Genomic DNA, 17,596 nt, shown 5'->3' on the forward strand with positions numbered 1-17,596 from the left:
AATATAACACTTCAAAATTTTAGGAGTAAAGGGATAAAACGCGCCGTTTTTGCAACTGACTGATTGGATTGTTCAAAATTTCTTTTTGCGTCAGCTCTCAATTTGATTGGTAGCACCGCACCAATGTGAAATTAATATTTTATCACTCTTGTATGAAAAAAGTGATTTCCAATATGCTGAAATTATAAATAAAAAAAATTGAGTGTGCACTCAAGTTATAAAAACTACAATTAAATTAGGGTTTAAAGAAAGTGTGTGAAAACAGGAACCTGGCTGGAAATTAAAAAAAAACTGTGCTAGCGACAATGCTTCCTAATTAAATTACCAGACAAGATTAGTACAGTTGCGGTGGCTTGGAAATGTTTGCAACGGCACATCTGAAGTGGTTTCCACTTCAGGCTGATTTTAGGATTGGCGCGATGTGCCGCAGACAGGTGACAATATCCCTTACTCGCACGAGAGAAGCACTATGGGCAGTATGCAGTTGGTTCAGAGTGTATGCGGAATGTGCACCGCAAGGTGTCCAATTTCCGTAGAAGTAAAAGATGGTTCAGTGGGTATGATTTACGGCAACCCGCACAGTCCCCTCAAGGGGGCCTTGTGCGCGCGCGGCGTGGCCGGCAAAGCCCTTGAGCGCGAGTCTGAGTGCCCGCAGAGTCCGCTTATTCGTGTGGGCGAGCGGGGCGAGGGCAAGTGGAAAAAGGTTTCGTGGGAAGAAGCCTTTGACTATGTTGCGCAAAAAATTGCCTCAGTGCAGCAGCAACACGGCAGGGAATCCGTGCTGTGGTCTGACCGAGACGGCCCCTTTACCGACCTGTACCGCGCCTTTATGCGCGGCATCGGTTCGCCCAACGTCTGTACGCACAGCACCTCGTGCGACCTCAACACCCACCACGCCTGCAAGGCCGTCATGGGCCTCGGGCGCGGCATGGCCGTCAACGACTTTGCCAACTGCAAGCACATTGTGCTGCAAACGCGCAATATCTTTGAAGCCATCAACCTTGGCGAGGCCAGAACCGTCATGCAGGCCTTGCGCAAAGGCTGCAAGCTGACGGTCATTGATATCCGCCACAATGTTTCGGCCTCCAAGGCCAATGATTTTCTGCTTGTCCGCCCCGGTACGGACTATGCCTTCAATCTGGGCGTCATCAACACGCTTATTACCCGCAAGCTGTACAACAAGGATTATGTGGACGCCCACACCACGGGTTTTGCCGAACTGGCCGAATTTGTGGCCCCCTACACGGCGGAATGGGCGGCAGAGCAGTGTCAGGTCGATGCGCAGGCCATAGTGCGCCTTGCACAATCGCTTGCCGCTGCGGCCCCCCATGTGATCTGGCATCCCGGCTGGATGACCTCGCGGTATGGGGATTCCTTTCAGGTTGCGCGTACGGCTCTGGTCATTACGGCCCTGCTGGGCGGCGTGGGCGTCAAGGGCGGCATAGTGCCGGGCCGCACCCCCAAGGAATGCGGCAAGGCCGGGCTCAAAAAGTTTACGGATCTTTTCCCCGCGCCCAAGGGTTTGCGCGCCGATGGCCTTGGCGTTGACAACAAGGCTTTCGACCCGGGCAAGGGCCTGCTGCACAAGGCATTTGAAGCCATCAGCAGTCCTCCGCAGGGGGCCGCTCCGGTCAAGGCATACATGTGCTGGCGGCACGATCCCTTGCAGGGTTTTCCCGATCCCGATGCGCTGCGCAAACGCTTTGACGGCCTTGACCTGCTTGTGAGCGTCACGTTCTCCTGGTCAGACACTGCCTGGTACTCGGATGTGGTGCTGCCGCTCTCCACCTATCTTTCGCGCGAGAGCATCATTGCCACCAAGAATGGCCTCAAACCGCAGTTCTTTGTGCGCAACCGCGTCATCCCGCCGCGCTACGACACCAAGGCCGACTGGGAAATCATCGGCGGTCTGGCAAAGCGCCTCGGGCTTGATCCGCTGGTTTTTGAAAGCGCGGAGGATGTGTGGCGTTTTCAGCTGGAAGGAACAGGCCTCACCAGCGCGGACTTTACCGAAAAGGGCTTTGTGTCGCTTACCAGCGACCCTCTGTATGTGGATCTGGCAAATTATTCCTTCCCCACTGCCTCTGGCAAGGTGGAACTGACCAGCGAGGGCTACGGCAAGGGCTGCGGCGAAAACATGCTGCCCCCCTACACGTCGCCCGTTGCTCCGCCCGAAGGGGCCTACCGCATTACCTTTGGGCGCGTGGCCGTGCATACCCAGGGCCATACCATCAATAATCCGCTTCTGCTTGAGCAGGTTCCTGAAAATACCGTGTGGATTAACAATAAAAAGGCCAAGGCCGCTGGCATCAACCCCGGCGACAGGGTGCGCGTGCGTGATGCCGCAGGCAATGCCATGGGCGAGGCCGGGGTCAAGATCACCTCTGCCATCCATCCCGAGGCCATCTTTGTGGTGCACGGCTTCGGCCACGACCTGCCTTGCGAAAGTCGCGCCTTCCACAAGGGCATTTCTGACAGCAAGTGCCTGAACGGTGGGCTGGATATGCAGGATATGGGCGGCGGCGGCCTTGCCATGCAGGAGCATTTTGTCACGCTGGAGAAGGTGACCGGTTCCGGCGCTGCCTAGGCGGACGCTGCCTCGGATATAGTCAAAGGCATGGCCTGATACTGCAAGGAAATTTACGGGAACAACCCACCGAGCCGCGTGGGAGGATGGTTATGAGCAAATATATTGTCATGCACAATTCGGCGGATTGCATAGGCTGCAAGGCCTGCGAGGTTCAGTGCCGCAGCCTGCACAACGGCGGGCCGGGGGCTTTTTTCTGCCGCGTTCTTTCCGTGGAGCAGACCGAACCCAAGCCCGCGCTGGGTTTTGTGTACACTTCGTGCTTTCACTGTGAAAATCCCTGGTGCGTCAAGGCCTGCCCTACAGGGGCCATGCGCCGCAGGGACGATGGTATTGTCTATGTGGAAACCTCGGCCTGCGTGGGCTGCAAGGCCTGCATCACAGCCTGCCCCTGGGCTGCGCCCCAGTGGAACGCACAGACCGGCAAGGTGGATAAGTGCGACCTGTGCCGCGACCGCATTGATCAGGGCCTCAAGCCCGCCTGCGTAACCACCTGCGCCATGAGCTGCCTGCAATTCTCCACGCCGGATGCGGCCAGTCAGGAGAAGCGGCAGGAATTTGCCGAGCAGATGCAGCGCAACAGGCCTGTTGTGCGCTAGAAAGTGTTTTTTCTGCCGGGGCCATACAGGGCTTGCGGCAGAATGTTCAGGTTGATTGGCGGCTCTGGCAGGAGACGCCAACGGCGGGGCAGGGCCGCGCGATTGTTCGGCCCTGCCTGCCCGGAATATGACGAAGACATTCAACAAGGTGGCTTTTTATGGTGCCTACGGTTGCCGGAGAAGAGTATCTTGCCATACTGCTGCTGCTCGTTATTGCGCTGCTTTTTGGCGTTCTTACGTTGTTTTTCGGGCGGTTTTTCCGCATGCGTCGGCCCTACCGAGAAAAGCTCATGCCCTATGAATCCGGCAACGAGCCAACCGCCGAGCCGCGCACGCGTTTTTCCATCAAATTTTATTACGTTGCCATTCTTTTTGTCATCATCGATGTGGAAGCCATCTTCCTCTACACCTGGGCAGTGGAGTTTGTGCGTCTGGGCAGCCTTGGGCTGGCGGAAATGCTGACCTTCATGATCCTTCTGGTGCTGGCCTACGCCTATGCCTGGAAAAAGGGGGCCTTCGAATGGGTGAAGTAGAAACTCGCACCGCCGCGCACGATGACCAGCCCCTTGCGGTGCACAAGGACGGCCTGCGGTTTTTCCCCGGCGCCAACGCCGTGCTCGGGCCGCTCAACGCTCTGGTCAACTGGGGCCGTTGCGGCTCCATCTGGCCAGTGACCTTTGGCCTTGCCTGCTGCGCCATCGAAATGATGGCCACAGGCGCGTCAACGCACGACCTTGACCGCTTTGGCATCATCTTTCGCGCCAGCCCCCGGCAGGCAGACTGCATGGTGGTGGCCGGAACCCTGAGCAAAAAAATGGCCCCGGTGCTGCGCAGGGTTTATGACCAGATGCCCGAGCCGCGCTACGTGCTCGCCATGGGCAGTTGCGCATGCAGCGGCGGGCTTTTTCAGTCGTATGCCGTAACGCAGGGCGTGGATCAGATTATCCCGGTAGACGTCTATGTGCCGGGTTGCCCCCCGCGCCCGGAAGCGCTTTTTGACGGCTTTATCAAGTTGCAGGAGAAAATTAACAAGGAGCAATTTCGATGGAGTCCCTGGAGATAGCGCGTCTGCTGCGTGAGGCTTTTCCGCAGGAAGTGCTCGACATACAGGAGTTTCGTGGCCAGACGGCAGTGCTGTTGCGCCACGGGCGCATCCTTGATGTGCTGGTCTACGCCAGGGAGCATTTTGACATGATGCACCTACGCTCGCTCTGCGGGGTGGATAACAGCCGCCGCAAGCAGGAGGGCCTTGGCGCGTTTGAGGTTGTCTACAACCTGTATTCCGTGAATCAGCGCATTGCCCTGCGTGTGCGCGCCCAGCTGGACGATCCCGATGCGGGCATTGATTCCGCCGTGCCTTTGTGGCCTGTGGCCAACTGGCTTGAGCGCGAGGTTTTTGACCTCATGGGCATACACTTCAGGGGGCACCCTGACCTGCGCCGCATCCTGTTGCCGGAGGACTGGCAGGGGCACCCCCTGCGCAAGGCCTATCCTGTGCGCATCCCCTCGCGCGGCGTGCCTGAGTGGTCTGGCCTGACCGAACTGCGCGAACACGCCAAGGCGGCGGACGCCCTGAGCTGGCAGGGGGGAGAAAAGCATGAGTGAAATCCGCAAGCAGAGCATTGAATGCCCCGTGCGTCACGGTCAGCCTGTGGGGCGTCAGAACGTGCAGGAACTGCTGGGCAGGGAACTGCCCGAAGACGCTGACGACTTTGACTGCTTTGACGAAAGCGACGAGGATCGCACCAGCCTGCGCCTCGGGCCGCAGCACCCCGCCACGCACGGAGTGTTGCGCCTCGACCTTGAGCTTGAGGGCGAAACCATACTGAGCTGCGACCCGCAGGTGGGTTATCTGCACCGTGGCTTTGAAAAAATGGCCGAAACCTTCACCTACGCGCAGGCCCTCACCCTCACCGACCGGCTGGACTACATCGCCGCCATGTCCAACAACACGGGCTACTGCCTTGCGGTGGAAAAGCTGCTGGGCGTGCAGGCTCCGCTGCGGGCGCGTTACATCCGCACCATTGCCTGCGAGATGTCGCGCCTGTGTTCGCATCTGCTCTGGCTTGCCACTCACGCGCTGGATATCGGGGCCATGACCGTCTTTCTGTACTGCTTCCGCGAGCGCGAAATGCTGCTGGATCTGTTTGAGGGCCTCTGCGGCGCGCGCCTCACCCTGACGTATCCGCGCATTGGCGGCGTGCGGCAGGACGTGACAGGGCGCTTCATGGACGGCTTGCAGGATTTTCTCAATATCTTCCCCAAGCGCATACTTGAGTACGAAACCCTGCTCGATACCAACCGCATCTGGTTGCAGCGCACGGTGGGCGTGGGCGTGCTGAGCGGCAAGGAAGCCCTGGCCCTTGGCCTCACCGGGGCCTGCCTGCGCGGCTCGGGCGTGGATTACGATGTGCGCAAGCACGAACCCTACGATGCCTATGATCTGGTGGATTTTGAAGTGCCGCTGGGCAGCGATGGTGATATTTACGCCCGCTACCGCTGCCGCATGGAAGAAATGCGCCAGTCTGTGCGGATTCTGCAGCAATGCGTGGACCAGCTACCCCCAGGCGCGACCCTTGCGGCAGACGCCCCTGATCTGCTCATGCCCTACAGGGCATGGCGCAGCGAGGCTGAAACCGCGCTTTTTGGCGGCAGCTTGCGGCAGGTCATGCACGACAACAATATCTACATGCCCGGCGATGTGTACGTAGCCACGGAGGCCCCCAAGGGTGAGCTTGGCTTCTACTTTGTGAGCGACGGCAGCAGCAGACCTTACCGCATGCACGTGCGCGGCCCGTCGTTTATCCATATCGGCGCGCTGGCAAGCATTGCCCCGGGCGGGCTCATTGCCGACCTTATCGCCAATATCGGCAGCATGGACGTGGTGCTGGGAGAATCTGACCGGTAAATAGGGGGCAGACTGCAAAGCCTATGGCTGCGCAGGGCAACCGGGTTTACGGCTACAACCAATCTGGCAGGGAAACCATGAATGTTCTGGTAATTGTGCTGCAACTTGTCGTGCTTCTGGTGGTCGTGCTGCTGCATGTGGCCTATGCCACATACTTTGAGCGCAAGGTCATCGGCCATATGCAGATGCGCATGGGCCCCACCCGCGTGGGCTGGCTTGGGCTGCTGCAACCCATTGCAGACGGCATCAAGAGCTTTTTCAAGGAAGACATCATCCCATCCGCGGCAGACAAGCCCATCTTCATGTTGGCCCCGATCATCTGTCTGGTGCCCGCCTTTGCCTCGCTGGCAATATTGCCGTGGGCCGAGGGCTGGGCTTTGTCCAACATCAATATCGGCCTGCTCTTTGTATTCGCCATGAGTTCCCTTGGCGGCTACGGGGTTGTGCTGGCGGGTTGGGCCTCAAACTCAAAGTTCAGCTTTCTTGGCGGATTGCGGGCCTCGGCGCAGGTGATCAGTTATGAAATCGCCATGGGCCTCAGCCTCGTGGGCGTGATGCTGCTCTCCGGTTCGCTCAATCTGGGCGACATTGTGGCTGCGCAGGGCGATTCGTTTTTTGGCATGTTTGCCTTCCGCCAGTGCATTGGCTTTTTTATTTTTTGCGTAGCCATGCTGGCGGAAACCAACCGTGTGCCCTTTGACCTGCCCGAGGCGGAAAGCGAGCTTGTTTCCGGCTATTGCACGGAATACAGCGGCATGCGTTACGCCCTGTTTTTCATGGCCGAATACACGTCCATGTTTGTGATGGCCACGGTGGGCGTGGTCTGCTTTTTGGGTGGCTGGCGCGGCCCGGTGGAAGCGGGCTTTTTCCCGCCGTTCTGGCTGGTGCTCAAGGTGTATGGCGTCATGTTTTTCTTTTTCTGGGTGCGGGCTACGCTGCCGCGTTACCGCTATGACCAGCTCATGGCCCTTGGCTGGAAGGTGCTCATCCCTCTGGCGCTCTTTAATATTGTGATTACCGCTTTGGGCAAGGCCCTGCTGGGTTAGGGCCTGTTAATACTATGGCTCTTTTCCCCTCTGCCTGCGTCATGAATCCTTTTTATTCCGGTCGAGTACCAAAAGCGTACACTCCCTTCATAAAAAGGCTTCCTTCCTTGGTAGAGAACAAAATTTCTCATAGTGTTAACAGGCCCTAGGCCTCTGACGAGGAGAGCAACTATGCAGATTCAGTACAAAGCGCCCCGCAACTGGCTGCAAACCCTGTTGCAGACAGAAATAGCCCAGGGCATGGCCCTGACCTTGCGGCGCATGTTCAACCGCCCCATCACGCGGCAGTATCCGGAAGAAAAACCCGTGGTTGCCGCGGGCTTTCGCGGGCGGCACGCCCTTGTGCGCGATGCCGCAACCGGCGAGAGCCGTTGCGTTGCCTGTATGCGCTGCGCGCGGGTATGCCCCTCGCACTGCATACGCATTCGCTGGAGCCGCGCTGCAGACAACAGCCGCGTGGTGGATGCCTACAATATCGACGCCCTGCGCTGCATCTTTTGCGGCTACTGCGCGGAGGTCTGTCCGGTGAACGCCATAGTGTTGACAGAAGTCTATGCTTACGCCGCCAACGGGCGTTCGGCCTTCATGTTTGACAAGCAGGCCCTGTTGGACAACTGGGACGATTTTGCGGCGCAGAAGGGCGACATGAAAGGCTATGTGAACCCCCTGTGCCGCCCCCGCAACATGCCCGAAGGCGCGCTTGCGCATGCCAAACGGGTGGCGGTGGATGCGGAATGGAGCGGAGCGGAGCAGTGGGTGGGCAAGAATCACCGCGCTGCGCTTGCTCATACGCAAGGCGTAGAGCCGACTCCAGGCGCGCCTTGTCATGGTCAGACAAATCAGGGCGGTGCCGCGCAATGACCTGCCAAAAATCTGTGTTGAGCTGCGGCAATGCCCGTACGTTGCAGGCCTCCCTGCCCGTAGCGGAAAAGGCATGCACGGCAGAACTGGCGGAGAACGTGGATGACAGGCCTCCTTGCCGAGGCATCCCGGAACAGAGCGCAAGTCCACTGCGGAGGTGGAACGGTGTTTGGTGAAATATTTTTTCTATACTGCGCCTTTGTCATAACCGTGTGCGGCGTGCTGGCCATCAGCCTGCGCAATCCCATTCACTGCGTGCTGCTGGTGCTGCTGCTGTTTTTCCACATGGCGGCGGTCTACCTGACCTTGCAGGCCGAATTTCTGGCAGCCATACAGATCATCGTCTACGCCGGGGCCATCCTGGTCATGTACCTTTTTGTGCTCTTTCTGGTGAACCTGCAACGGGAGTTGCGGCTGCCCGCCCTGACCCCCAAACCCATTGTGGGCTACGCGCTTGCCGCGGCCCTGTGCGGCGGCATGCTCTGGGGCGTGGCTGGCTTTGTACCGGGCGGCAAGGGCCAATGGCCCCTTGAAGCCCTGCGCGAGGTCACGCACACCAAGGCCTTGAGCCGCGAACTGTTCACCAACCATTTTCTTTCGCTGGAAATTGCGGGTGTGCTGCTCTTGGTGGCTCTGGTAGCTGCCCTGACCCTGGCGCGCAGGCAGCCGGTGTGCACACCCGCCCCGGCGCTGACCCAAGACAAGGCCTGCCCCTGCGCGAGCGGCAACAAAGACCAAGGAGGCGCGGCGTGATTCCCCTTTCCTGGTACATGGCGCTGGCAGCAGTGCTATTCTGCATAGGCGTGGCCGGGTTTCTGACGCGCCGCAACATCATTGTGATGCTGCTCTCGCTTGAGCTGATGCTCAACGGCGTCAACCTCAATCTGGTGGCCATGAGCTACTTCATGGACGCGCTGCGCGGGCAGGCTTTTACCATTTTCATCATTACTGTTGCCGCCTGCGAGGCCGCAGTGGGGCTTGGCATTGTCATCTGTCTGTTCCGCAGCCATAAAAGCGTGCGCAATGAAGACATAACAACGATGCGGGGGTAACCATGCCAATATATTTGCTGCTTATTCCTCTGTGCCCGTTGCTGGCCTTTGTGCTCACACTGATCTGCGGCCGCCAATGGGGCGAGCGCGCCCACTGGCTGCCCATTGCAGCCATTGGCGTTTCGCTTGCCTGCGCCTTGCTTGCCCTGCGGGATGTGCTGGCGGGCAACATCGTCAATGTCGATGTGCATTCGTGGATAGCCTCCGGCAACCTGCGCGTGACCTTTGGCTTTCTGGTGGACCAGCTCACGGCGGTCATGCTGGTGGTGGTTACCAGCGTCAGCACCCTGGTGCACATCTATTCCGTGGGCTACATGCGGGGCGAAAAGGGCTATTACCGCTTTTTCGCCTATCTTGGCCTGTTTTCCTTTTCCATGCTCATGCTGGTCATGGGCAACAACTTCTTGCAGCTTTTTTTTGGCTGGGAGGCTGTGGGGCTTTCGTCCTACCTGCTCATCGGCTTTTATTACGAAAAGGATTCCGCCTCGGATGCGGGCAAAAAGGCCTTTATCGTCAACAGGTTTGGCGACTTTGGCTTTTTGCTTGGGCTGTTCTGCATCTTCACCATCTTTGGCAGCCTGCACTACGCGGACGTGCTGCCCCAGGCCGCCGTGCTTGAGGGCATGACCTTTACCCTGTGCGGTTATACGGTCAGTGCGCCTACGCTCATTTGTCTGCTGCTGTTCTGCGGCGCGGTGGGCAAATCGGCCCAGCTTCCTTTGCATGTGTGGCTGCCCGATGCCATGGAAGGCCCCACCCCGGTGAGCGCGCTTATCCACGCGGCTACCATGGTAACGGCGGGCGTGTTTATGCTGGCGCGCTGCAATGCCCTGTTTGCGTTGTCGTCCACGGCACTGGCCGTCATTACCGTGGTGGGCGCGGTCACAACGCTCTTTGCCGCCACCATCGCGCTCACGCAGACCGATATCAAGAGGGTGGTGGCCTATTCGACCATCAGCCAGCTGGCCTACATGTTCATTGCCTGCGGCGTGGGAGCCTACGGCGCTGGCGTGTTTCACCTGTTCACCCATGCCTTTTTCAAAGCCTTGCTCTTCCTCGGTTGCGGTTCGGTGATTCTGGGTATGCACCACGAGCAGGACATGCGCTCCATGGGCGGGCTTGGCAGGTACATGCCCATTACCAGCGCCACCTTTTTGCTTGCCTCGCTCTCCATCGCCGGTGTGCCGGGGCTGGCTGGTTTTTTCAGCAAGGATGAAATCCTGCTCATGGCCTTTAACGCGGGCACGTTTACGGGTTATCTGGCCTGGGGCGTGGGCGTGCTGGTGGCCTTTATGACGGCTTTTTACTCCTTCCGGCTGTATTTCAGCGTGTTTACGGGGCAGTTCAGGGGGACGGAACACCAGCGCGAGCATCTGCACGAATCGCCGCGCGTGGTCACTGTTCCCCTGCTGGTGCTGGCCGTGGGGGCCGTGGCCTCGGGCTGGCTGGGCATTCCGCATGTGCTGGGCGGTTCAAACCACTGGGCGGAGTTTCTCGCGCCGGTGACGGGGCACCCGCACGTGCACGTGTCTGGCGCGGTGGAGCTTGGGCTGATGGCTGTTTCCGTAGCTGCAGGTTTTGCAGGCATCGGCTTGGCCTGGCTCATGTATTGCCGCAGCCCGGAACTGCCGGGCAAGGTGGCAGAGGCTTTTGGCGGTCTGTACCGATTGTTTTCGCGCAAGTACTGGGTGGACGAAATCTATGTGGCCTGTCTTGTGCGGCCCACGCTGTGGCTGGCGGATAACCTGCTGCTGGGCGTGGTGGACACGCGCGGTATTGAAGGCGTGGTCAACGGCGTGCCGCGCGCCATCGGCAGATTGTCCTCAAGCCTGCGCAGGCTTCAGGACGGGCAGGTGGCGCATTATCTGACATGGCTGGCCGGGGGCGCAGCAGCGCTTCTGCTGGTATTGCAACTGGGCTTTTTTTCCTAACAACGGCGGGGAGATCGCATGTCTGTACCTGTTCTTTCCTTGCTCATCTTTGTGCCCCTGGCGGGTGGGCTTTCCCTGCTGGCTGTTGCGCGCCGCAACGAAGAAACCATCAAGCTGGGCGCGCTTGCCGTCTGCCTCATTGAGCTGTGCCTGAGCTTTGTGGCCCTGAGCCGCTTTGATAAAAGCCTGTGGCAGATGCAACTGGTGGAAAACTGCGCGTGGATTGAGAGCCTGAACATCAATTACGCTCTGGGCGTGGACGGCATAAGCGTGTTGTTTCTGCCCCTGACGGCCCTCATAACCCTGATGGGCGTTGCGGTGTCGTACAAAAGCATCAAGGTCAAGGCCAAGGAGTTTTTCATCAGCCTGCTGCTGCTTGAAAGCGCCATGGTGGGCGTGTTTTGCGCCACAGACCTCATGCTGTTTTACATTTTCTGGGAAGCCATGCTCATTCCCATGTTCCTGCTCATTGGCGTGTGGGGCGGGCCTCGCCGCATTTACGCCACGATCAAGTTCTTTCTGTACACCCTGCTGGGCAGTTTGCTGATGCTGCTGGGCATCATCCTGCTGTACCTCAAGGGTGGACATACCTTCGACATCATGGCGCTGGCGCGCAACGATTTTGATCCCCGGCTGCAACTGCTGCTGTTCTGGGCCTTTTTTGCCGCTTTTGCGGTCAAGGTGCCCATGTGGCCCGTGCATACGTGGCTGCCAGACGCGCATACCGAAGCGCCCACGGCGGCCTCGGTCATTCTGGCTGGCGTGTTGATCAAAATGGGGGCATACGGCTTTTTGCGCTTCTCGCTGCCGCTGTTTCCCTATGCCGCATGGGTGCTGCTCAAGCCCATGCTGGTGCTTTCCGTCATCGCCATCGTGTACGGCGCGCTGGTCTGCCTTGCGCAGACGGACGTCAAGCGGCTCATCGCCTACAGTTCCGTAAGTCACATGGGTTTTGTGACTCTGGGGCTTTTTGCGCTGACCCAAAAGGGCGTGGAAGGTTCCATTTTGCAGATGATCAACCACGGCATAGTGACGGGCGCGCTCTTTCTGGGCGTGGGCATGCTCTATGACCGCACCCATACGCGCGAGATCAAGGTCTACGGCGGGTTGGCCTCGGCCATGCCAGTGCTGGCGGCCTTTTTTATGATCTTTACCCTGGCGGCGGTGGGTTTGCCCGGCACCAACGGCTTTGTGGGTGAATTCCTGATTCTGCTCGGTGGTTTTGAACGCGCGCCCTGGGCTGCAGTGGTGGCGTCTTCTGGCCTGATACTGGGCGCTTGGTACATGCTCTGGCTGTATCAGCGCGTGTTTTTCCGCCAGGTATCTGAAACCGTGCGCGGTCTGGTTGGGGAAAAGCTTGATGGGCGTGAGATAGCCATTTTGCTGACCATGAGCCTGCTTATAGTGGGCATCGGCATCTTCCCCAACGTGCTGCTGGAATACATGCACGTTACGGTGGAGCATCTGGTGGCAGATACCCAGCAGGCCTTTGCGGCTTTTGCCGCAAACTAGAGCATTTCAACTTTGAAAAGGTTAAATGCTCTACCGCTGCACGAGAGGGCAGCGCGCCACAACGTGGCGTGGATTCTGCCGAAACTCGCATTTTTCGGCAGAATGACACCTTTGAAATGTGAAGCATTTCAAAGGTAATCTGGTCTAGACGGCATCGCGGGCAGGGCGGACAACGCTGTTCCGGCCCTCCGCACAGGCAATAAATGTTTGCGCCCCCGCCACAGGCCAGCGCTTTGCCCATACAGCTGGCGGTCAACGTGCCTTGCGGCACGAGGGCAACACCATAGGAGCTATCATGACAGCCATATCCGTAGCGCCTCTTTCGGCCCTGCCATTGCTGAAGGAACTTCCGGCCCTGCTGCCGGAACTGACGCTCTTGGTCACGGCCATTGGCCTGCTGTGCGCCGACATGTTTTTTCCAAGGGCGCGAGCTTTTCTGCAATGGCTGACGGTCGTTGGTGCAATAACAGCTTTTGCAGCAATAGTAGCAGTTTCTGCGGGCGGCGGGAGTGTTTCTTTTGACGGAATGTTCCGCGCTGACGGTTTTGGAGCGCTCTTTAAAGCCATTTGCGTAGTAGCACTTGCTTTTACGGCGTTAATGAGCGAAAGTTTTTTTTCACATGCCCAAATGCGTCAGGGCGAATATTACTGCCTTGCAGTATGTTCAACACTGGGCATGTGCGTAATGGCTTCGGCTGGTGATCTCATTGTGCTCTATCTGGGGCTTGAGCTCATGGCCCTGCCTATTTACGCGATGGCGGCCCTGCGCACTGGCGACCCGCGTAGCAGCGAATCGGCCATCAAATATTTTTTGATGGGCAGTTTCGCTTCGGCTCTTTTGCTTTTCGGCATGTCCCTGCTGTACGGGCTTACCGGGCATACCGAGCTTGCGCGGATCGCTGCGGCACTGCCTGTTGCCGCAACCGGGCAGACCATGCCCGCCCTGGTAGTTGCTTTGGCGCTCATGCTGGCAGGCATGGGGTTCAAGGTGGCTGCCGCGCCCTTCCACGTGTGGGTGCCTGATGTGTATGAAGGCGCGCCCACAACCGTGACCGCCTTTATGTCTGTGGCGGCCAAAACGGCCAGTTTCGCCGTGCTTGCGCGCGTACTGGTCATGGCCTTGCCGCAACTGGGCGCTCAGTGGAGCGGGGCGTTGGCCTTGATGGCCGCATTGACAATGCTTCTGGGCAATATCGCTGCCGTAACGCAGACAAGCCTTAAACGCATGCTGGCGTACTCGGCCATAGCCCACGCGGGCTATGCCCTCTTGGGGCTTGCCGCGTGCACAGCCGACGGCCTGCGCGCCACGGCGGCGTATTTGACCATTTACCTGTGCATGAACATGGGTGCCTTTGCCATCATGGGCTACCTTGCCGTGTACGGGAAAAAACAGGGAAATAATCCTCTGGCTGATGCGGGCGAAGACCTGGATGATTACTCGGGCCTTGCCGCACGACATCCCGCCCTTGCTGCAGCCATGCTGGTTTTTCTTTTTTCCCTGACAGGCATTCCGCCGACTGCGGGCTTTATGGGCAAATTCATGCTCTTTAAAGAAGCCTTTTCGGCAGGATATACGGTAACGGTGCTTGTGGCTGTGATCAGCAGCACCATTTCCGCTTGGTATTATCTTGGAGTGGCACGACGCATGTACATGCAGGAGGCCCCGGCAAATCACCCCGCACCCATACAGGCAGCTTTGGGCGGTGCGGGCGTGAGGGCTGTACTTCTGTGCTGTCTGACAGGTGTGGTGTTGTGGGGCGTGTTCCCGCAGACGCTGCTTTCGTGGGTGCATGTGTTTTTTTAGGAAGTTGCCTCAACAGGGCGCTTTCAGGCATTATTATCCGTTCGCTTGAGCGACGGTGATCGGGAGGAGTTGGAATGAGAAACAAGTGGGTACTTTTCGGCGTGGTGGCTTCACTTCTGGTGCTGACCGCCAGTGTCGCCCTTGCTGCTGACGGCAGCGTGCTTGCCAATGCCATCGCCAAACAGGTGGAAACGGCCCCCAATACCCTCAATATGCAGGCTGAACCCGGCTATCTTGGTATCCCCGGCGGCCCCAAGGTCAACATGATTCTGGCCTTTGGCTGGGCCTTGTGGGTGGGCTGGATTTTCTCCACCGTGGGCGCTTTTGGCGGCGTTATGGCTGGCGTGGGCCACATGACCGTGCACGGCCTTGGCGCCTATGCCAAATCTTTTGGCAAGACGCCCCTTAACAAGTCCGTCACCGACTCCGTGCGCGCCTCCAACCAGATGCTCGCCGGTCTTTCCGCTGTTATCAGCACATTCAGCTACTACCGTATGAAGCGTCTTGTGCTGCCCCTGGGCTTCGCTCTGGGCCTCGGCTCCATCGTGGGCGCTTTCAGTGCTGTTTCGCTGACTGCCGGCAAGCTGAACTTCTCGTCCTACCAGGGTTATTTTGGTCTTTTCGTGCTGCTGCTGGGCCTGTACCTGATGTGGGAAACCTCCCCCGCCGGTCAGCGTTCCAAGGCCAAAGCCAAGGAAGCCGCCAAGGCTTTTGAAGCTGCCGCCAAGGCCAAGGGCGAAGGCGTTGCTGCCCCCACGGGCGTAAAACTGATCAAGTTCACCTTTACCACCTGCCAGTTCACCTTCTGCGGCGTGGAATTCTCTTTCAATCCCCTGCTGCCCTTCTGCGGCGGCGTGGTTATCGCCAGCATCGCGGCCTTCCTGGGCGTGGGCGGCGGCTTCCTGCTGGTGCCTTTCATCACCAGCGTGACCCAGCTCCCCATGTACCTGGCTGCCGGTACCTCCGCTCTGGCCGTGCTGCTCAGCATGATCACCGGTATCACCACCCTCATGCTGCACGGCGCTCTGGTGGACTGGAACCTGGTTGGTCTTGAACTGGCCGGTATTGCCGTGGGTTCCATTGTTGGCCCCTACACCTCGCGTTTCTTCTCCGATATCTGGTTGAAGCGCCTCTTCATCGTGCTGGCCCTGTACGTTGGTACCGACTACATCCTGCGCGGCTTCTTCAACATCAAGATGTTCGGCTAGTATTTCCGGCTATGTCCGGAACATGCTGAAAACATGAAAAACACTGCATCCCCCTGGCCTGTCCACGGGGATGCAGTGTTTCCTTTTTACAACAGAATGCTAATCTGTCCGTGCGCAAGGGCGTAGAATCGCCCTGTGCGAAAAACGGAGCCGCTGAGATATGGAACAACTTCTGGTCTGGCTTGATCCTTTTTTTGTGCTGCCGTACCGCATGGTGCCGCAGCCCGAGGCAGCCTACTTTTTGGGAACAGCAATTCTTGCGCTGGTAGCGGGCCTTATAGGCATTGCCACCCTGCGCATGGCCCAGCGCATGCACCGCAAGCGCCTGAAAAAGTTGCAGGATGACATGCGGCACTACCATGAACTGAGCGAATCCGCCTTGCAGAACTCCGGCAAGGAAGCCTTCAAGGCCGTGAATCGTCAGGGGCATGAGGCGTTTGGCTATTATTTTTCGCTCAGCAATGCCCTGTTTGTGGCTTCGCTGTGGCCTGTTCCCATCATGCTGGCCTGGATGCAGTTGCGCTTTGGCATGATCAGCCCTGAGCTGCCTTTTTCCTTGCCGCTGTTTGGCAATCAGCCGAGCATGGTTTTCTGGTTCATTCTTTTTTATATCCCGCTACGGATGTTCAGCACCAAGACCATCACGCGCTGGCAGTTGCGCAGCGGGGCGGCCCAGCTGGAAACCCAGACCGTAAACAGCCTTGAGGCCAATGCCGGAGCAGAACCTCAGGCCCAGCCGCAAGCGCAGGCCCACAAGGTGGACGCGCCCTAGTCGGATATGTTCCGAGTTTCTGCGTTGGGAGCAATTTCCGCGCGGCATTGATCTGGCTGGTTAATGTTCTGGCTGGCCAATGCAGAAGGCCCCGCATCGTATAACGATAGCGGGGCCTTCTGTATTTAAGCGCGTTCGCTGTGGAAATCAGCCTTATGCAAAGAGTTCCTTCACGTTATGCGGCTTGCTGCGCAGATAGGGCGACGGCCCGGCAATGGTCTGCCCCAGTGCCGCAGCGGCATGCCAGGGCCAGCGCGGGTCGTACAGCATGGCACGGCCAATGGCCACCATGTCGGCCTGGCCGGTGACCACGATGCTTGAGGCCAGTTCCGGCTCTGTGATGAGGCCCACGGCAATGACAGGAAGCTCGCTCACTGCGGCCTTGACCGCCGCAGCCAGCGCCACCTGATAGCCGGGTGCAAGGGTGATCTTCTGGTCGGGTGAAAGACCGCCGCCAGAGACGTGTATGTACGCGCCCCCAGCTTTTTCAACTGCCTTGGCAAAGGCCGCGCATTCTTCCACATTCCAGCCGCCCTCGGCAAAGTCTGTGCCTGAAACACGCACGCCCACAGGGTAATTGGCCGGAACAACAGCGCGTACCGCCGTCAGCACTTCCAGCGGAAAGCGCATTCTGTTTTCAAGGCTACCGCCATAAGCATCGGTGCGGGTATTGCTGAGTGGCGAGAGGAATTCGTGCATCAGGTAGCCGTGGGCCGCATGCAGTTCAATGGCGTCATACCCGGCGCGTACGGCGCGTTTGGCCGTAGCTACAAAAGATTCTGTAAGGCGGGCAATGTCTGCCGCCGTGAGTTCTGTTGGTGTTTGATGGCCCGGCGCATAGGGCAGGGCGGAAGGCGCGCATATTTCCCACCCGCCGTCTTTGGGCATGAGCGGCTTGCCGCCTTGCCAGGGTAGGCCCGTAGCACCCTTGCGCCCGGCATGTCCGATTTGAATGCCAATGGGCGTGGAAGAATAGGCACGGATGGAATCAAGCATTGCCTTGTGGGCAACTTCCTGTTCCTCATTCCAGAGACCGAGATCCTGCGGGGATATGCGCCCCGGCGCTTCCACAGCCGTAGCTTCCACAATGAGCAATCCCGCGCCGGAAACGGCAAGGGTGCCGTAATGCATGGCATGCCAGTGCACGGGGCGGCCCTCGTCTGCCGAGTATTGATCCATGGGGGGGACGACTATCCGGTTGGGCAGTGTCAGCCCTTTGAGTTTGATGGGAGAAAAGAGTGGATTCATGGTGTCCTCCTGCTTGGTTTTAATCCTAGCGGAATGCTTTTTCTTTGTTAAGCGCCGAATGTTTGTGA

Annotated in this window: 16 protein-coding genes; 15 read left to right on the top strand and 1 reads right to left on the bottom strand. The window is 58.5% G+C overall.

Annotated features, from left to right (window positions below):
• Positions 1 to 469 precede the first annotated feature (469 nt).
• From QZ383_RS00415 to QZ383_RS00485, 15 genes are all read left to right on the top strand, one after another.
• A complete protein-coding gene (locus QZ383_RS00415) occupies positions 470 to 2,587 on the top strand; it encodes a molybdopterin-dependent oxidoreductase (RefSeq protein ID WP_291442121.1) in 2,118 nt (705 codons plus the stop codon).
• 92 nt (positions 2,588 to 2,679) lie between these two features.
• The gene (locus QZ383_RS00420; protein WP_192111320.1) at positions 2,680 to 3,186 is read left to right on the top strand and encodes a 4Fe-4S dicluster domain-containing protein; all 507 of its coding nucleotides are present in this window, start codon (positions 2,680 to 2,682) and stop codon (positions 3,184 to 3,186) included.
• Between the two features lie 158 nt (positions 3,187 to 3,344).
• Positions 3,345 to 3,719 (top strand): NADH-quinone oxidoreductase subunit A, encoded by a 375-nt coding sequence (locus QZ383_RS00425; protein ID WP_291442123.1) that lies wholly within the window; start codon positions 3,345 to 3,347, stop codon positions 3,717 to 3,719.
• The gene (locus QZ383_RS00430; protein WP_291442125.1) at positions 3,707 to 4,249 is read left to right on the top strand and encodes an NADH-quinone oxidoreductase subunit B; all 543 of its coding nucleotides are present in this window, start codon (positions 3,707 to 3,709) and stop codon (positions 4,247 to 4,249) included. The genes QZ383_RS00425 and QZ383_RS00430 overlap by 13 nt, the downstream gene beginning before the upstream one ends.
• Positions 4,231 to 4,791: an NADH-quinone oxidoreductase subunit C gene (locus QZ383_RS00435; protein ID WP_291442127.1), complete on the top strand. Its 561-nt coding sequence runs from the start codon at positions 4,231 to 4,233 to the stop codon at positions 4,789 to 4,791. Before QZ383_RS00430 ends, QZ383_RS00435 begins: the two co-directional genes overlap by 19 nt.
• Positions 4,784 to 6,094, top strand: coding sequence for an NADH dehydrogenase (quinone) subunit D (nuoD, locus tag QZ383_RS00440; RefSeq protein ID WP_291442129.1), 1,311 nt, complete (start codon positions 4,784 to 4,786; stop codon positions 6,092 to 6,094). The genes QZ383_RS00435 and nuoD overlap by 8 nt, the downstream gene beginning before the upstream one ends.
• 77 nt (positions 6,095 to 6,171) lie before the next feature.
• Positions 6,172 to 7,140 carry an NADH-quinone oxidoreductase subunit NuoH gene (gene nuoH, locus QZ383_RS00445; RefSeq protein WP_291442131.1) on the top strand — a complete coding sequence of 323 codons (969 nt, stop codon included), beginning with the start codon at positions 6,172 to 6,174 and terminating at the stop codon, positions 7,138 to 7,140.
• A 171-nt stretch (positions 7,141 to 7,311) separates the two neighbouring features.
• Positions 7,312 to 8,001 carry an NADH-quinone oxidoreductase subunit NuoI gene (nuoI, locus tag QZ383_RS00450; protein WP_291442133.1) on the top strand — a complete coding sequence of 230 codons (690 nt, stop codon included), beginning with the start codon at positions 7,312 to 7,314 and terminating at the stop codon, positions 7,999 to 8,001.
• A 165-nt stretch (positions 8,002 to 8,166) separates the two neighbouring features.
• On the top strand, positions 8,167 to 8,754 hold the full coding sequence (locus QZ383_RS00455; RefSeq protein WP_291442135.1) for an NADH-quinone oxidoreductase subunit J: 588 nt from the start codon (positions 8,167 to 8,169) through the stop codon (positions 8,752 to 8,754).
• Entirely contained in the window at positions 8,754 to 9,053 is a 300-nt protein-coding gene (gene nuoK / locus QZ383_RS00460) for an NADH-quinone oxidoreductase subunit NuoK (RefSeq protein WP_342662208.1), read from the top strand. Before QZ383_RS00455 ends, nuoK begins: the two co-directional genes overlap by 1 nt.
• Before the next feature lie 2 nt (positions 9,054 to 9,055).
• Positions 9,056 to 10,984 (top strand): NADH-quinone oxidoreductase subunit L, encoded by a 1,929-nt coding sequence (nuoL, locus tag QZ383_RS00465; protein WP_291442138.1) that lies wholly within the window; start codon positions 9,056 to 9,058, stop codon positions 10,982 to 10,984.
• Positions 10,985 to 11,002: 18 nt separating this feature from the next.
• Entirely contained in the window at positions 11,003 to 12,496 is a 1,494-nt protein-coding gene (locus QZ383_RS00470) for an NADH-quinone oxidoreductase subunit M (protein ID WP_291442139.1), read from the top strand.
• 295 nt (positions 12,497 to 12,791) lie between these two features.
• The gene (locus QZ383_RS00475; protein WP_291442141.1) at positions 12,792 to 14,300 is read left to right on the top strand and encodes an NADH-quinone oxidoreductase subunit N; all 1,509 of its coding nucleotides are present in this window, start codon (positions 12,792 to 12,794) and stop codon (positions 14,298 to 14,300) included.
• A gap of 74 nt (positions 14,301 to 14,374) precedes the next feature.
• Positions 14,375 to 15,508, top strand: a complete 1,134-nt coding sequence (locus QZ383_RS00480) for a sulfite exporter TauE/SafE family protein (protein WP_291442143.1) — start codon at positions 14,375 to 14,377, stop codon at positions 15,506 to 15,508.
• A gap of 160 nt (positions 15,509 to 15,668) precedes the next feature.
• Positions 15,669 to 16,280: a hypothetical protein gene (locus tag QZ383_RS00485; protein WP_291442144.1), complete on the top strand. Its 612-nt coding sequence runs from the start codon at positions 15,669 to 15,671 to the stop codon at positions 16,278 to 16,280.
• 153 nt (positions 16,281 to 16,433) lie between these two features.
• Here the strand turns inward: QZ383_RS00485 and QZ383_RS00490 are convergent, their stop codons facing one another.
• Positions 16,434 to 17,528 carry an NADH:flavin oxidoreductase/NADH oxidase gene (locus QZ383_RS00490; RefSeq protein WP_291442146.1) on the bottom strand — a complete coding sequence of 365 codons (1,095 nt, stop codon included), beginning with the start codon at positions 17,526 to 17,528 and terminating at the stop codon, positions 16,434 to 16,436.
• Between the last annotated feature and the right edge of the window lie 68 nt (positions 17,529 to 17,596).

This window comes from Desulfovibrio sp. (genome assembly GCF_019422935.1).
GTDB lineage: Bacteria > Desulfobacterota > Desulfovibrionia > Desulfovibrionales > Desulfovibrionaceae > Desulfovibrio.

Bases quoted from the DNA above. Each gene is read 5' to 3' on its own strand.
- QZ383_RS00430 (WP_291442125.1), top strand. From the start codon at position 3,707: ATGGGTGAAGTAGAAACTCGCACCGCCGCGCACGATGACCAGCCCCTT.
- QZ383_RS00420 (WP_192111320.1), top strand. From the start codon at position 2,680: ATGAGCAAATATATTGTCATGCACAATTCGGCGGATTGCATAGGCTGC.
- nuoL (WP_291442138.1), top strand. From the start codon at position 9,056: ATGCCAATATATTTGCTGCTTATTCCTCTGTGCCCGTTGCTGGCCTTT.
- QZ383_RS00475 (WP_291442141.1), top strand. From the start codon at position 12,792: ATGACAGCCATATCCGTAGCGCCTCTTTCGGCCCTGCCATTGCTGAAG.
- QZ383_RS00485 (WP_291442144.1), top strand. From the start codon at position 15,669: ATGGAACAACTTCTGGTCTGGCTTGATCCTTTTTTTGTGCTGCCGTAC.
- QZ383_RS00480 (WP_291442143.1), top strand. From the start codon at position 14,375: ATGAGAAACAAGTGGGTACTTTTCGGCGTGGTGGCTTCACTTCTGGTG.
- nuoI (WP_291442133.1), top strand. From the start codon at position 7,312: ATGCAGATTCAGTACAAAGCGCCCCGCAACTGGCTGCAAACCCTGTTG.
- nuoD (WP_291442129.1), top strand. From the start codon at position 4,784: ATGAGTGAAATCCGCAAGCAGAGCATTGAATGCCCCGTGCGTCACGGT.
- QZ383_RS00425 (WP_291442123.1), top strand. From the start codon at position 3,345: ATGGTGCCTACGGTTGCCGGAGAAGAGTATCTTGCCATACTGCTGCTG.
- QZ383_RS00470 (WP_291442139.1), top strand. From the start codon at position 11,003: ATGTCTGTACCTGTTCTTTCCTTGCTCATCTTTGTGCCCCTGGCGGGT.
- QZ383_RS00435 (WP_291442127.1), top strand. From the start codon at position 4,231: ATGGAGTCCCTGGAGATAGCGCGTCTGCTGCGTGAGGCTTTTCCGCAG.
- QZ383_RS00490 (WP_291442146.1), bottom strand. From the start codon at position 17,528: ATGAATCCACTCTTTTCTCCCATCAAACTCAAAGGGCTGACACTGCCC.
- QZ383_RS00415 (WP_291442121.1), top strand. From the start codon at position 470: ATGGGCAGTATGCAGTTGGTTCAGAGTGTATGCGGAATGTGCACCGCA.
- nuoH (WP_291442131.1), top strand. From the start codon at position 6,172: ATGAATGTTCTGGTAATTGTGCTGCAACTTGTCGTGCTTCTGGTGGTC.